This is a genomic window from Flavobacterium sp. CBA20B-1 (assembly GCF_028473145.1).
Taxonomy (GTDB): Bacteria; Bacteroidota; Bacteroidia; order Flavobacteriales; family Flavobacteriaceae; genus Flavobacterium.
This window is the reverse complement of record NZ_CP092370.1, coordinates 2875743-2890060: the sequence shown is the minus strand read 5'-3', so window position 1 is coordinate 2890060 and position 14318 is coordinate 2875743. Positions and strand designations below refer to the sequence as shown.

The following is a 14318-nucleotide window of genomic DNA, read 5'->3' as shown; positions in this document are numbered from 1 at the left end:
TAATCAAATGCACACTCCAAAACTTTAACATTATAAGTTCTGAACAGGCACTTAATCATTTCGCTGCTTTGATCAATTAACGTAACTTTTTTAGGAACTAATTTATAGAGCAATTGATACGCTGTGATGCTTTGAAATCTCATGAATGATAATTCTTCAAAAACCATTTTTAAAAATTAATGGTCACTATACAGATGCATCAACCGGGTAAAAGCCTTTTAACAGCAAAAATCGCATTAAATCTTCAAAATTTAGTTTGCTTTAATAGTCTTCTAAAATATCGTCTTTCACATCGCTACAACCAAAAAATGATATTATCATTAATTCTAAAAAAGAATTTTACTGATTATCTTAGTTCTTTAAGCAAATAAATGTATCCCGAAATGGTTTCATAAGGCGTTTTAAAAACATAAAAATATGTTCCTGAGGGCAACTCTCTGCCATTTGCATCTTTACCTACCCATTGGTTGGTGTATCCTTTTCCGTGTTTGTACACTTCTTTTCCGTAGCGATTGAATATTTTAAGTTCATCTGGATCATAAATACTAAGGTCAAATCCATCGTTTTTTCCATCAAAATTTGCAGAAACACCTTTTTGAATAGGGCAATCTTTCACTAAGTTCACATGCATTTGGGTACTGTTGTTTTCTTCGTCAATTTCATATACAACACCTTTCTTGGTGCCATCGTCATCAATATTCATGGTTATGTCAAAACGGTAGCCAAATTTTGCTGGAATATTTAATGTGGTGGTATATTTTGCTTCTGCTCCTATTGCTATTTCATCATTTGTTGTTGCTTTCCCAACAAATTCATCATTTATATAAAAAGCAACAGGAGTTTGTGCTTTTAAGGGATGGTTTCCGTTATAATTGCCAACTATATAATCAATATCAACCGTTCTTGTGTGGCAATAGTTTTGATAATCAACCGCTTTTATGGTGGCGTCTGGAAAAACGCTGTAAACCGAAAGCACAATGGTATTTAAGAAAACCACATCGGCAGCCGTTGTTACTTTAATATCTAAAACAGTATCATCTACTTCTACATAAGTACTTAAGTCGTATTGGTCTAAATCCATATTCCACATCTGAGTGGAGTTTGAGTAGCTGTTTGTACAGTTAAAGGCATTGTTAGCTGGGTTCAAGGCGTTGGAAACCACTATATCATTAATCAAAAGCTGTTCGCCATATGCCAATGTTTCATCTCCTTCCCATGCTAAAAATGAAATCTTAGAGTTGGCCGCGTTGGTAATTCTAAAACCATCTAAAACTATATTCACAAGCGGATTACCTATGTCTAAATTTTCAAATCCGTCATAGATTGCAACCAGATTATTCTCAATATTTTCATCCTTGTAAACTACAACTATTGCCCAACCAACATAGTTGCTACCACAATATTTTTGAATGTTTTTAGTTAAATCTAATTCAGACAACGTATATTCTGTTTCACCAAATTGTTTTACAATATTAGTAACATCTGCAAAAGCAGAAAAATAACCAAACTCTGCAGCCGCATCTGCTACTAAAAGGTATAAGCGCTCAGATTCAACATCAACTCCATTTAATTTAACATTTAAGTCAGCTTCTTTTTGATTTCCGTTTCCAGACCAATATAAGTAAGCTGCTTCTATTTCTTTAGTTCCAGGAATATTGAGTGTTGCTGAAGACGCGGTCAAAATATCACATAAACCTTGACCATTTGCTTGAACGTTCATTGTATTACCAAGCATCGTGTAATCGTAACTACCGTAAAACTGTTTATAAAATGATACTTTTTGAGCAAAAATTGATGAAGTGAGAAGCGTTATCGCAAAGAGAAAAAATGTTTTTAACATATTGTTGGTTATTTTATACAATCGCACAAAAATATTAAAAATCTTAAAAAAAACAACATTTCTGCTAAAAATTAGATGCGTTTTTTATTGTATTTAGAAATGTTTTTTTATTTTTCAATAAACACATTTCAATTGGCAAATAAAACAATTGATTTTTGGGAAGTAAATTTTGCAAACGCATATAATCTTTTTCGGTGGTAATGATTTTTCGCCCGTTTGCTTTTTGAAGGATATTGTTTATATCTTGATTTGAAAAAAAGTGGTGATCGGGAAAGGTTAAACAGTCTTTTGTGTTGCATTGCAAAAACTCATAAAAATACTCGGGTTTTGCAATTCCGGCAACGGCAATAAAATCGTTTTTTAAATCGGTAATCGCAATTTCCTCTAAATTATTTGTAATGGAATGATGATAACTAATCGTTGAAAAGAAAATTTTATCGTTATCAATGTCTATTTTCTTTTTTATTTGAAGTATTTTTTGTTCCGATAAATCTTCGGGGCATTTTGTAACCACCACAATATCGGCTCTTTTCACTCCACTTTTACATTCGCGTAAATTTCCGGCAGGCAAAACCAAATCGTTGTAAAACAAATCGTCAAAAGCAGTCAACATTATATAAAAACCTGCTTTAATTTTTCGGTGCTGAAACGCATCATCTAACAAAACAACATCGGTTTTTGGTAAAGCTTTTAAAATAGTTTGTACACCTGCTACCCGATCTGCATTTACAGCCACATTTATGTTTTTAAATTTTGAATGATACTGAAAAGGTTCATCACCAATTTCTTCTATGGTTGTTGCATCATTTGCTAAATAAAACCCTTTGCTTTTACGTTTGTAACCTCTACTTAAAACTGCTAAATTGTATCTATCAGACAAAAGTCTAATTAAATATTCAATCATTGGGGTTTTGCCCGTTCCACCCACCGACAAGTTTCCTACAGCAATAATAGGTAAATTAAAAGCAGTTGATTTTTTGAATCCTTTATCGTACAAAAAATTGCGCAAGCTGGTTACAGCTGCATAAATCAACGAAAACGGAACTAATATTTTGCGTAGATTTCTCATTGAATAAGCTCTGAAACTTTCGTAATAAATAATTCTCTATCATCTGGTGATAACACAAATTTCTGCTTTTCTGTGACAATCATAACTAATGTATCTTTCCGTGTTAAAAACCAAGTCATATCATCAAATTTTTTATTTCGAAACGAACCTGAATATCCAAATAAACCACCATTGCCAAATGTTCTTATAGAAAATCGTAAATCACTATATTCAATATCTTTAACCTCTAAAATTGTATCTTTTTTTATAAGTTCAAAATCATTTCCTTTAACTATTTTTACGCCTTCCTTCGAAATTTCATAACCTATTGTTCGTGATGTATATACCCAATATAGTATTCCTAAAAGTCCAAATGTAACTATCGGCAACATAATAGCTTTTCTATCAAACGGTTCTTCAAATAAACTCACAATGAAAAGTCCTATTAAAACAATACCAATTAGTAAAAAAAGACCTACAAAAATGAACGTTATTATTTTTACAGATTTACCTAATGAAGCTTTAAACATTTCTTTTATTTTAACAAAACGAAATTAACGATTATTTTTATGTTTTGAGAAATAATTAAAAACGAAACTTATTTATCTATTGATTTAATATCAAAAAATCTTCAAACTATCCGTGACAGCAAACCCGAACTATCTTAGATATTTTTCGTACATTTGTTTGTATCTGTTTAATATCACAAAATGTTTTTATTTAACAATTCCGGATTATTGGTGCCTGATAAAAAGATCACTTGTACTTTTCAAGAATTTGAAAAAGAGTTTGTTCATAACATTCCAACACCAAAACGACAAGAAATTTTTGAGTCTTTTGTGAAATACAACAATGATTTTAAAAGCGTTTGTAAACTACCGCAATTGCACCAATGGATAAATGGTTCGTTTGTTACAAAAAAATCTAACCCCGGAGATATTGATTTAGTAACCTTTTTAGATTTTGAAATTGTTCAGCGTTTAAATAAAGAATTAAATGATTTCATATTTCCAAATTCAGAAAGAATATATGGTGTAGATGCTTATATTATTGAAATATACCCTGAAACTCATAAAAACAGATACAGATATATAGCGGATTTAGCTTATTGGACGGATCGTTTTTCAAAAACAAGAAGAATCCGAGGTAACAAATTGGCAAAAGGTTTTTTGGAAACCAAGTTTTAAACATCAAATAACAGGCTGATGAAAGATAATAAATTATACAACATTCTTGACCTTATTGAAGAAATTAACAAGGTTGATAAAATGATAGAATTACATCAAGATTCTGCATCTGATTTGATGCTGAAACAATATCAAAATCAGAAACTAAAACTTTCGAACCTTTTATTTAAAGAGCTTTTAACAAATACAGACAGTAGAACAGACGTTATGTATTTGATTAAAATGTTTATTGAAAAATTCTATCAAAAGGAAATTAAAAACCATCGAAGATTTAAAAAAGAAGACCACCTAAAAAGAATTGAAGATGTTTTTTTAGAAATGAATTAATTTAATGAAAATACAACAACTTATTCCGATTTTAGAAGAAATGGCGCCTACCGCTTATGCCGAAGATTTTGACAATGTAGGCTTGCTTGTGGGCGATGTTAGCGCCACAATTACAGGCATTTTGGTTTGTCACGACGCTTTGGAAAGTGTTGTTACCGAAGCTGTTGAAAAAAATTGCAACCTAATTGTGTGTTTTCATCCAATCCTTTTTTCTGGATTGAAGAAAATCACCGGCAAAAATTATGTGGAACGCGCCGTTATAAAAGCCATTAAAAACAATATTGCTATTTATGCTGTTCATACAAGTTTGGACAATCACAAAATGGGTGTAAATAAAATTTTGTGCGATGCTCTAGGGTTGATTAACACAAAGATCTTGATTCCTAAACAAGATTTTATCTATAAACTCACCACTTTTGTCCCAAGAGAAAATGCACGCCAAGTTCAAAAAGCGTTGTTCAAAGCGGGTGCAGGTGCCATTGGAAATTATTACGATTGTAGTTTCACTTCGACAGGAATTGGATCTTTTACAGGAAATAACGAGAGCAACCCCGTAATTGGTTCGCAAAATGTTTATACCGAAGTAGAAGAAACAAAATTGGAAGTTACTTTTGAGAAACACCTGCAAAACAAGATTTTAAAAGCATTATTTGATAATCATCCGTACGAAGAAGTCGCCTATGAGGTTACAAAATTAGAAAACCAGCATCAAAACATTGGCTTGGGAATGATTGGCGAATTAGAACATGAGATTTCCGAAATTGATTTTTTGCATTTTGTAAAAGAAAAAGTACAAACGGGCGGCATTCGTCATTCCAACTTTTTAAATAAAAAAATAAAAAAAGTAGCCGTTTTGGGTGGATCAGGTAGCTTTGCAATTACTGCTGCAAAAGCTCAAAAAGCAGATATTTTAATAACCGCCGATTTAAAATACCACGATTTTTTTCAGGGAGAAAACAGCATTTTATTAGCCGATGTGGGACATTTTGAAAGTGAACGTTATGTAAAAAATTATATTTTTGATTATCTTTCCAAAAAAATTACTACTTTTGCAATTATTTTATCCAACATTAAAACAAATCCGGTTAACTACATATAAGTATGGCAAAGAAAGCAGAAACTGTTGAAGAAAAATTAAGAGCGTTGTACGACTTACAATTAATTGATTCTAGAATAGATGAAATTCAAAACATGAGAGGCGAATTACCTCTTGAAGTAGAAGATCTAAAAGATGAAGTTGCCGGGCTTACAACCCGTTTGGAAAAGCTTACCAACGAAGTGGAATCAATCGAAGAACAAGTTAAAGCTAAGAAAAACGAAATTGAATCACACAAAGCTGCAATTAAAAAATATACCGATCAACAAAAAGATGTTCGCAACAATCGTGAATTCAACTCTTTAACAAAAGAAATTGAATACCAAACATTGGAAATTGAATTGGCTGAAAAACACATCAAAGAGTTTAAAGCCAATATCGAACATAAAAAGAACATCATTGAACAAACTTCTGATAAGTTAGCACTTAAGAAAGAACATTTAAAGCACAAAGAAAACGAGTTGAATGGTATTTTAACCGAAACTGAGCGCGAAGAAAAAGCGTTGTTAGAAAAATCGGAAGAATTTGCAGCAGCAATCGAAGACCGTTTGTTGAATGCTTACAAAAGAATTAGAAACAGTGTAAAAAACCGTTTGGCAGTTGTTTCGATAGAGCGTGGCGCATCGGCAGGTTCATTTTTCACCATTCCGCCGCAAGTTCAGGTTGAAATCGCCGCTCGCAAAAAAATCATGACCGACGAGCACAGTGGTCGTATTTTGGTTGATGCTGCTTTGGCAACAGAAGAAAGAGAAAAAATTGATGCAATTATCAAAAAAATAAAATAAATTTAAGCCTCTATTAAAAAAGAGGCTTTTTTTTATGGCTTTTTGGAACAATTTAAAATATAAACTGCTCACCAAAGGTTTTGGTGTGTACATTAATTTACTGCATTATTTAAACGCAAAGTTTGCAGCAAATACTGCGTACACCCTGTTTTCAGTGCCGCGAGATGGTGTTTTAAAATCGCTACCCACTTTTTTAGGATCAAGTTCCATGAAAAAGTTAACTTTTGAGCAGTACCATATCCAAACCTATGAGTGGTATGGCGAACGGGAAACCATTTTGCTGATTCACGGTTGGGAAAGCAACGCCAATCGCTGGCAGGGTGTGATTCACTATCTAAAAAAATTGAATTACCACATTATTGCATTAGATGCGCCGGGGCAGGGTTTAAGCGATGGTAAAGAACTAAATGCTGTTTTGTACAGTCAGTTTGTAAATACCGTGAGCAATCACTTTAAGCCCAAATTCTTAGTAGGGCATAGTTTAGGCGGAATGACCATGTTGTATTATATGGCAACCTATCAACCCAATTTTGTAAAAAAAATAGTATCGTTGGGTGCACCCAATCGCTTTTTGCGAATCACCGAGAATTACAAGAAGTTAATCTCACTAAGCAATCAATCATACAATGCTTTTTTAAAAGAATTCACCAAACGATTTGCAATTGACCCTACCGATTTTAACAGCAGCACGTTTATTAAATCGATTAAAATTCCTGTTGGTATCATTCATGATAAAGAAGACAAAGTGGTGCCATACAGCGATGCTAGGGAAATTTTAAAAACGCACCCCGAAATTCCCATACACACTACCCACAATTTAGGACACAGTTTGTATGACGATACAGTGAACCAACAAATTGTTTATTTTTTAGAAAACAACCGGTTTAAGTCGTAATTTTGTGCTATGGAACAAGAAGGAATTCGTATTAATAAATTTTTGTCGGAAGTTGGCTATTGCTCGCGTCGTGAGGCCGACAAATTATTGGAACAAGGCAGAATAACCATAAACGGAAAAATTCCGGAATTGGGAACAAAAGTGTTGCCAACAGATGAAGTGCGCGTCAACGGAAAATTGATTCACGAGAAAGAAGAACCTAAAATTTATTTAGCTGTAAACAAACCTGTGGGTATTGAATGCACTACCAACCAATCGGTAAAGGGAAATATTGTTGACTTTGTGAATTATCCCGAACGTATTTTCCCTGTTGGAAGATTGGATAAAGATTCAGAAGGATTGATCATCATGACCAACGATGGCGATATTGTAAACAAAATTCTGCGTGCCCGAAACAACCACGAAAAAGAATATATTGTAACGGTAAACAAAACAATCACCGATCGTTTCATTAGCAGAATGGGTGCCGGTGTACCCATTTTAGATACCGTTACCAAAGAATGTCGCATTGAAAAAATAAGCAGCACTACATTCCGAATTTTCTTAACGCAAGGTTTAAACCGACAAATCCGTAGAATGTGCGAATATTTTGATTATGAAGTAGTGGCATTGAAGCGTATCCGTATTATGAATATTTCGTTAGATATTCCCGTTGGGAAATACCGTAAAATTTCAAAAACAGAAATGAACGAACTCAACCGATTAATTAGCGAAAGTACTAAAACCGAAGAGGGAAGTTTACCAAAACCCAATAAACCATTGGTTAATAAAAACCCAGCGCCAACCAAAGACCGTAAAGATTTTAAAAAGAAATTTACCGAGCAGCGCCCCTTAAGAAACGAACGCAGAGGGAATAGAAAATAAAAAAATCCGAGCAAATGCTCGGATTTTTTATAGATTATTGTAAGCATTTACCTTATTAAATCTTAATGAACGGAGGTATGCTCTTTTAAATGCATTTTATAAAAAACTAATTTTTATTCTTAAAAGAATTTACTTCCCTAATTTATAATTTTCATAACACTCGTTTACGGCATTAAATATTTGATAGTCGTTTGCAGTATAAATAAAGCGTTCCGATTGATTACAACGTTGCAAAACCTTTACGATATCTTCCTTAGAAATATTCAATAAAGCAGAAACCATTTCGCGATCGTATTTCTTTTTCATTAATTCAATCAATTCCACTTCTTTGCGAATTTGATTGATTTTCTTGGTTTCGCTAGAATTTCGTTTAATAGCATTGTAAATTCCGTTAATAGGATTTAACCCCCGGTTGTAGTTGGCTGCAAAGCCAGTGGGACCAAAATCACGATAGTACGGATAATCAGCTAATGCGATCAGCTTGGCATCTACAGCTAAAATTCCGGTTAGTTTCAGCGTATTGATCACCACCTCATCCAACACAGTAGAAAGATCTTTAATGTAAATATTCATTTTACCCTCTTTGTACCAATCATTCGTAACTTTTATTTTCAGCGAGCGAAATCCTTCTGATGAAACATGCAATGTATCGTTCACTTGAGCTAATATAGAAAAACTGCCGTCGGGATTGGTTTGGGCTACTTTTAAAGAGTTTAGGTTTACAATGCTTGCGTGGGATTCTGGTTGATAGCTAAGTTCGCTAAAAACGATTCCTTGAATGTTTTTTTCTTGTGCAACAATTGTAATTGATAAAAGTAGAAAAAATAAAACTGCGAAATATCTCATATTGTTTTTAGTATGCACCAAAAATAAAAGATATTTCGCAGTTTGTGTTATTTATTTTGTAAATATTAACAACAAATCTTAGTTTGATCTACGCGGTCGATCACCACGAACCGATCTTCGTTCATTGCGAGCCGGTCTATCGTCTTCCCGATTACGACCAAATCGACGCTCACCACCACTCGATCTTCTTTCTGATGAGGAACGATCGCCACGGAAACCGCCACCTCGTTCGCCACGGAAACCACCACTTTTACCACGTCCGTTATGATCTCTTCGTGATGAAGAAGAACCACCACCACTTGTAGAAATTTCAACATTTACCTGACGACCTTCGTGGTGCATATTGTTTAATATACCCATAATGCGTTCGCTGTGTGAAGCATCGGTGTTAAAGAATGAAAATCCTTCTTTCACATCTACTTTAAACAAATCATCTCTGCCTAAATCTAAAGTATCGCGTAAGAAATCTTTCAAACTCATCCAATCAAAATTATCGCGCGCACCAAGGTTTAAGAAATAACGTACAGAACCATCTGCATTTACTTTGGCTTCACCTTTTTCACGAGATTTTGGAGAATCGATGGTGTTTTGTTTTTTGTAATATTCGATAAAACGATTAAATTCTACAGAAAACATTTTTTTGATTAATTCTTCTTTCGTTAAATCGCCTAATAATTCTTCGATTTTTGGAAGATATTTATCAATTTCCGGATCAACTTCAACTCCTTTAACTTTATTTGCTAAGTGAATTAACTGTACTTCGCAAATTTCCATACCGGTTGGAATTGGTTTTTGAACAAACTTTGTTTTAATAATTCGTTCAATCATCTGAATTTTTTTGTATTCAGATTTGGTTACGATAACGATTGATGTACCTGTTTTCCCAGCACGACCTGTACGGCCTGAGCGGTGGTTATAGGTTTCAATTTCGTCGGGTAATTGGTAGTTGATAACGTGTGTAATATCGTCCACATCAATTCCGCGAGCGGCTACATCGGTAGCGACCAACATTTGAATTTGGCGGCCACGGAAAGCTTTCATCACGCCATCGCGCTGTGCTTGCGATAAATCGCCGTGCAGTGCTGCTGCGTTGTATCCGTCTTCAATCAACTTTTCTGCAACTGCTTGTGTATCGCGTTTTGTTCTACAGAAAACCACTGAAAAAATATCCGGGTTCATATCTGCCAAACGCTTTAAAACCGGGTAACGATCACGTGCACCCACTAAATAATATTCGTGCGATACGTTTACCGAACCTTGATTTTTATGCCCCACCGTAATTTCTTGCGGACGTTTCATAAATTCTTTAGCAATTCGTGCAACCTCTTGTGGCATGGTTGCAGAGAAAAGCCAAGTATTTTTCTCGTCTGGCGTATCCGATAAGATTGATGTAATGTCTTCATAGAATCCCATGTTCAACATTTCATCTGCTTCATCTAATATACACGTTTGGATATTTTTAATGTTAACATAGTTTCTGTTAATCATATCCTGCATACGACCTGGTGTTGCCACAATAATTTGTGCACCACGCTTCACTTCTTTTGCCTGCTCTGTAATGCTGGCTCCACCATAAACAGCAACAGTATGTAAACCCTTTACATATTTTGAATATTGCTTAATTTCGTTGGTGATTTGTAAACACAATTCTCTGGTAGGCGATAGGATCAATGCCTGTGTGCTTCTGTTCTCTGGATCAATTTTTTGAATCAGAGGAAAACCGAAAGCAGCTGTTTTCCCAGTACCCGTTTGCGCCAGTGCAACGATATCAGTATCTTGTTGCAACAATAAGGGAATAGCTTTTTCCTGAACCTCTGAAGGGTTTTCAAAACCTAAGTCTTGAATTGCTTTTAATAGCAATTCGTTTAATCCTAATTCTTGGAATTTATTCATATAATTTTTAAAATAGCTGCAAAGGTAGTGTTTTTTATGCAGATATTTGTATTAATGATAGGTTAAATTATTTATTTTGTAATTTTTATAGTTAATGTTAATAATTTATTTATCTTTAGTTAGATTAATCACAATATTACAAACTTACTATCAATGAAAAAAGATATCAGATTCATTATTCCAAAACCTTGCAAAATTAATATTGATGAAATGAATATTAGTTTAAATGACAAAGTAAGATTTTGCGAAAATTGCAAAACAAATGTTCATGATATTAGAGATTTATCAACAGATGAAATTAAGACCCTAAAAAATTCAAATAATAATAATCTCTGTGTGATAGCAGATTCAAATCAACTTTTAAAATCAAAGAAAATTAGAAACATTACATTATCATCATTATTTATATTTTCATCACTTTTTTCAAACGAAATAAATGCACAATACAAATCAAAATTAGGCAGTTTTGAAATTAAGCAATCTCTTATACGGACTGATTCTATTGAAGTCTCCGGTTTCGTTTATATTAAGGGGACTTTTGGATGGCGAAAAATTTCTGACTACGATTTAAATATATATTCAGATGGAAAGTTGATCGATAGTCAAATAATCAAAAAAAATAAAAAATTTACTCTCCAGTACGAATATGGAATCTATGATAACATATCATTAATTATCACTCATAAAGGATATGAAATGATGGAATTAAAAGATATTAAATTTACCAATACTAAAATTAAAGTATATTTGGCTCCTAAAAGGTTTAAGGTTATAGGTCGTTTTTTTTAAAATTATTCAAAAACTGAATCAATTGTTCAACAGCTCTTCCTCTATGGCTTAATTTATTTTTTTCATCAATAGTGATTTCGGCAAAAGTTTTACCCAGATTTTCAGGTTCAAAAATAGGATCGTATCCAAAACCGTTAGTTCCTGTTTTTTCATTTCTAATTTTGCCTTCTACAATTCCAGTGAACAAATGTTGTTCATTATTAATGTTTAAAGCAATAACCGTTTTAAACTGCGCTTTTCGGTTTGTTAAAGTATTTAGCTTTTGTAAAACCAAATCCATGTTTTTGTCGGCATTTTTATCTTCGCCGGCATATCGAGCCGAATAAACGCCCGGTTCACCATTTAAAGCATCAATTTCTAAACCGGTATCATCGGCAAAACAAGGCAATCCGTATTTTTCGGTGATGTAATTGGCTTTAAGAATAGCGTTTTCTTCTAACGTTGTGCCGGTTTCGGCAATATCTTCGGTGCAGCCAATCTCTTCTAATGTTACAATTTGAATAGATTTTGGTAACTGATTTTGAATTTCTTGTACTTTGTTTTTATTGTTAGATGCAAATATGATTTTCATACGTTAACTTATATAATTCCAGATGTTGTTTTTCTTCGCGAGTGTTTCAAACACATATTTAAGTGGCTGATGTTCTGGTTTTTCTAGATTGATATCTTCTTTTAAAAGTTCAACTGCTTTTGTTCGAGCCAACTTTAATATATCTTGATCTTTTACTAAATCGGCAATTTGCAAATTCAACACACCGCTTTGCTGTGTTCCCATAATATCGCCTGGACCCCGAAGTTTTAAATCGATTTCTGATATTTCAAAACCGTCATTGGTTCTGCACATGGCATCCATTCTAACTTTAGTATCGACACTTAACTTTTCTCCAGTCATTAAAACGCAGAAACTTTGTTCGGCACCACGACCAACGCGGCCTCGTAATTGATGCAATTGACTCAACCCAAAACGTTCGGCACTTTCAATAATCATTACCGATGCATTGGGCACATTCACACCTACTTCAATCACCGTTGTTGCAATCATAATGTGGGTTTCGCCTTTTACAAAGCGCTCCATTTCGGCATCTTTATCTTTAGCATGCATTTGTCCGTGAACAATACTTATTCTGTATTCCGGAAAAGGAAAATCGCGCGAAATTGCTTCGTATCCTTCCATTAGGTTCTTGTAATCTAACTTTTCACTTTCCTGAATCAGCGGATACACAATATAAATTTGTCTGCCTTTTGCAATTTCTTCCTTAATAAAATGCCAAACCTGCAAACGTTTACTTTCAAAAAAATGGAGTGTTTTTATCGGTTTTCTACCCGGTGGCAATTCATCGATTACCGAAACATCTAAATCACCATACAAACTCATAGCCAACGTACGCGGAATTGGGGTTGCGGTCATTACCAAAACGTGCGGTGGCAATATGTTTTTTTTCCACATTTTAGAACGCTGTTCCACTCCAAAGCGATGTTGTTCATCAATAATCGACAAACCTAAATTTTTAAATTGCACTTTATCTTCTAACAAAGCATGCGTTCCTATTAAAATATGAATGGTTCCATTTTCTAGTTCTTCGTGAATTTGATTGCGTACTTTGGTTTTGGTGGATCCAGTTAGCAGCGCCACTTTAACATTTATTTTATCAGCCAATTCTTTAATTCCTGTAAAATGTTGATTGGCAAGAATCTCAGTCGGTGCCATTAAACATGCCTGAAAACCGTTATCTAAAGCAAGCAACATACTCATAAAACCAACAATGGTTTTACCAGCACCCACATCGCCCTGGAGCAAACGATTCATTTGTGCTTGGTGCGCCATATCAAGCCGGATTTCTTTCAACACCCGTTTCTGAGCATTTGTTAAAGGAAAAGGCAAATGGTCATGATAAAAAGTATTGAAATAAAACCCTACATTTTGAAACGCAAAACCTTTAATTTTCTGTTTTCGAACCAAATTTTTCGACAATAATTGTAATTGGATAAAAAACAACTCCTCAAATTTTAATCGAAATTGGGATCGGTTTAATAAATCAGTGTTTTTTGGAAAATGAACGTTAAAAAAAGCTTCATTTTTAGGTAACAAACGCAGTTCATTAATTATATTTTCAGGAAAAACTTCTTTAAATAAGTGATGCGTTTCTATAAAAACCTGCTGCATCATTTTGGTAATGCTTCGGTTGGAAATATTTTTCTGATTTAATTTTTCGTTTGATGGATACACTGGTTGCAAAGCAGATTGCAGGCTTTTTTTATGCTCTTCAACGGTTTCCATTTCGGGATGTGGCATAGAAAACAATCCGTTAAAATGATTGATTTTCCCAAAAATCACATAAGGTGTGTTTAATTGCAAGTTTTCCTTAATCCATTTATGTCCTTGAAACCATATCAATTCCATTTCGCCCAAACCATCGGTAAAAATAGCAACCAAGCGACTGCCACGTTTCTGTTCTACGGTTTTAATTTTGATAATCTTTCCAACCAATTGCACTTCTGCATTTAAACCTGCATGCAGCTCGTTGATTTTATAATACTTTGTTCGATCTAAATATTTATACGGATAAAAATTAATTAAATCTTTATAGGTAAAAATTTGTAATTCTTTTTTTAAAACAGCAGCACGTTGCGGACCAACTCCTTTCAAGTATTCAATGGGCGTGTCTAAAACATTTTGCTGCATTTTCTAATTTTTTTGTAAAGTTAAATGTATTTCATGAATTTTTCAAAATGTAGAAATAGATTATT

The 14318-nt window shown here is 33.7% G+C and carries 14 protein-coding genes; 7 read left to right on the top strand and 7 right to left on the bottom strand.

Annotated elements, in window-relative coordinates; all coding sequences use genetic code 11:
* Nucleotides 1–346 precede the first annotated feature (346 nt).
* From MG290_RS14050 to MG290_RS14040, 3 genes are all read right to left on the bottom strand, one after another.
* Nucleotides 347–1840 (bottom strand): gliding motility-associated C-terminal domain-containing protein, encoded by a 1494-nt coding sequence (locus MG290_RS14050; RefSeq protein WP_264561852.1) that lies wholly within the window; start codon nt 1838–1840, stop codon nt 347–349.
* 64 nt (nt 1841–1904) lie between these two features.
* Entirely contained in the window at nt 1905–2909 is a 1005-nt protein-coding gene (gene lpxK, locus MG290_RS14045; protein ID WP_264561851.1) for a tetraacyldisaccharide 4'-kinase, read from the bottom strand.
* Nucleotides 2906–3418 carry a PH domain-containing protein gene (locus tag MG290_RS14040; protein WP_264561850.1) on the bottom strand — a complete coding sequence of 171 codons (513 nt, stop codon included), beginning with the start codon at nt 3416–3418 and terminating at the stop codon, nt 2906–2908. The genes lpxK and MG290_RS14040 overlap by 4 nt, the downstream gene beginning before the upstream one ends.
* Nucleotides 3419–3598: 180 nt before the next feature.
* Here MG290_RS14040 and MG290_RS14035 point away from each other — a divergent pair, with 180 nt between their 5' ends.
* From MG290_RS14035 to rluF, 6 genes are read left to right on the top strand one after another with little or no spacing between them, the layout of a single operon-like run.
* Nucleotides 3599–4075 carry a DUF6932 family protein gene (locus MG290_RS14035; RefSeq protein WP_264561849.1) on the top strand — a complete coding sequence of 159 codons (477 nt, stop codon included), beginning with the start codon at nt 3599–3601 and terminating at the stop codon, nt 4073–4075.
* An 18-nt stretch (nt 4076–4093) separates the two neighbouring features.
* On the top strand, nt 4094–4402 hold the full coding sequence (locus MG290_RS14030; protein ID WP_264561848.1) for a hypothetical protein: 309 nt from the start codon (nt 4094–4096) through the stop codon (nt 4400–4402).
* A gap of 4 nt (nt 4403–4406) precedes the next feature.
* Nucleotides 4407–5501, top strand: coding sequence for a Nif3-like dinuclear metal center hexameric protein (locus tag MG290_RS14025; RefSeq protein ID WP_264561847.1), 1095 nt, complete (start codon nt 4407–4409; stop codon nt 5499–5501).
* Nucleotides 5502–5503: 2 nt separating this feature from the next.
* A complete protein-coding gene (locus tag MG290_RS14020) occupies nt 5504–6283 on the top strand; it encodes a zinc ribbon domain-containing protein (protein WP_264561846.1) in 780 nt (259 codons plus the stop codon).
* A gap of 34 nt (nt 6284–6317) precedes the next feature.
* Entirely contained in the window at nt 6318–7178 is an 861-nt protein-coding gene (locus MG290_RS14015; RefSeq protein ID WP_257499432.1) for an alpha/beta fold hydrolase, read from the top strand.
* Between the two features lie 9 nt (nt 7179–7187).
* Complete coding sequence (gene rluF, locus MG290_RS14010; RefSeq protein WP_264561845.1) at nt 7188–8042, top strand: 23S rRNA pseudouridine(2604) synthase RluF; 855 nt, start codon at nt 7188–7190, stop codon at nt 8040–8042.
* A 129-nt stretch (nt 8043–8171) separates the two neighbouring features.
* Here the strand turns inward: rluF and MG290_RS14005 are convergent, their stop codons facing one another.
* Nucleotides 8172–8888, bottom strand: a complete 717-nt coding sequence (locus tag MG290_RS14005; RefSeq protein ID WP_257499280.1) for a carboxypeptidase-like regulatory domain-containing protein — start codon at nt 8886–8888, stop codon at nt 8172–8174.
* A gap of 78 nt (nt 8889–8966) precedes the next feature.
* Nucleotides 8967–10781: a DEAD/DEAH box helicase gene (locus MG290_RS14000; RefSeq protein WP_264561844.1), complete on the bottom strand. Its 1815-nt coding sequence runs from the start codon at nt 10779–10781 to the stop codon at nt 8967–8969.
* Between the two features lie 153 nt (nt 10782–10934).
* On the opposite strand from MG290_RS14000, the gene MG290_RS13995 reads away from it, so the two are divergent.
* Nucleotides 10935–11570, top strand: coding sequence for a hypothetical protein (locus MG290_RS13995; protein WP_264561843.1), 636 nt, complete (start codon nt 10935–10937; stop codon nt 11568–11570).
* Here MG290_RS13995 and MG290_RS13990 read toward each other — a convergent pair.
* Together MG290_RS13990 and recG are read right to left on the bottom strand one after the other, a co-directional pair.
* The gene (locus MG290_RS13990; protein WP_264561842.1) at nt 11551–12141 is read right to left on the bottom strand and encodes a non-canonical purine NTP diphosphatase; all 591 of its coding nucleotides are present in this window, start codon (nt 12139–12141) and stop codon (nt 11551–11553) included. The genes MG290_RS13995 and MG290_RS13990 overlap by 20 nt on opposite strands.
* Nucleotides 12142–12144: 3 nt before the next feature.
* Entirely contained in the window at nt 12145–14253 is a 2109-nt protein-coding gene (gene recG, locus MG290_RS13985; RefSeq protein ID WP_264561841.1) for an ATP-dependent DNA helicase RecG, read from the bottom strand.
* Nucleotides 14254–14318 lie beyond the last annotated feature (65 nt).

Coding starts and splice junctions, on each gene's coding strand:
- MG290_RS14050 (WP_264561852.1), bottom strand. CDS start 1,840: ATGTTAAAAACATTTTTTCTCTTTGCGATAACGCTTCTCACTTCATCA.
- lpxK (WP_264561851.1), bottom strand. CDS start 2,909: ATGAGAAATCTACGCAAAATATTAGTTCCGTTTTCGTTGATTTATGCA.
- MG290_RS14040 (WP_264561850.1), bottom strand. CDS start 3,418: ATGTTTAAAGCTTCATTAGGTAAATCTGTAAAAATAATAACGTTCATT.
- MG290_RS14035 (WP_264561849.1), top strand. CDS start 3,599: ATGTTTTTATTTAACAATTCCGGATTATTGGTGCCTGATAAAAAGATC.
- MG290_RS14030 (WP_264561848.1), top strand. CDS start 4,094: ATGAAAGATAATAAATTATACAACATTCTTGACCTTATTGAAGAAATT.
- MG290_RS14025 (WP_264561847.1), top strand. CDS start 4,407: ATGAAAATACAACAACTTATTCCGATTTTAGAAGAAATGGCGCCTACC.
- MG290_RS14020 (WP_264561846.1), top strand. CDS start 5,504: ATGGCAAAGAAAGCAGAAACTGTTGAAGAAAAATTAAGAGCGTTGTAC.
- MG290_RS14015 (WP_257499432.1), top strand. CDS start 6,318: ATGGCTTTTTGGAACAATTTAAAATATAAACTGCTCACCAAAGGTTTT.
- rluF (WP_264561845.1), top strand. CDS start 7,188: ATGGAACAAGAAGGAATTCGTATTAATAAATTTTTGTCGGAAGTTGGC.
- MG290_RS14005 (WP_257499280.1), bottom strand. CDS start 8,888: ATGAGATATTTCGCAGTTTTATTTTTTCTACTTTTATCAATTACAATT.
- MG290_RS14000 (WP_264561844.1), bottom strand. CDS start 10,781: ATGAATAAATTCCAAGAATTAGGATTAAACGAATTGCTATTAAAAGCA.
- MG290_RS13995 (WP_264561843.1), top strand. CDS start 10,935: ATGAAAAAAGATATCAGATTCATTATTCCAAAACCTTGCAAAATTAAT.
- MG290_RS13990 (WP_264561842.1), bottom strand. CDS start 12,141: ATGAAAATCATATTTGCATCTAACAATAAAAACAAAGTACAAGAAATT.
- recG (WP_264561841.1), bottom strand. CDS start 14,253: ATGCAGCAAAATGTTTTAGACACGCCCATTGAATACTTGAAAGGAGTT.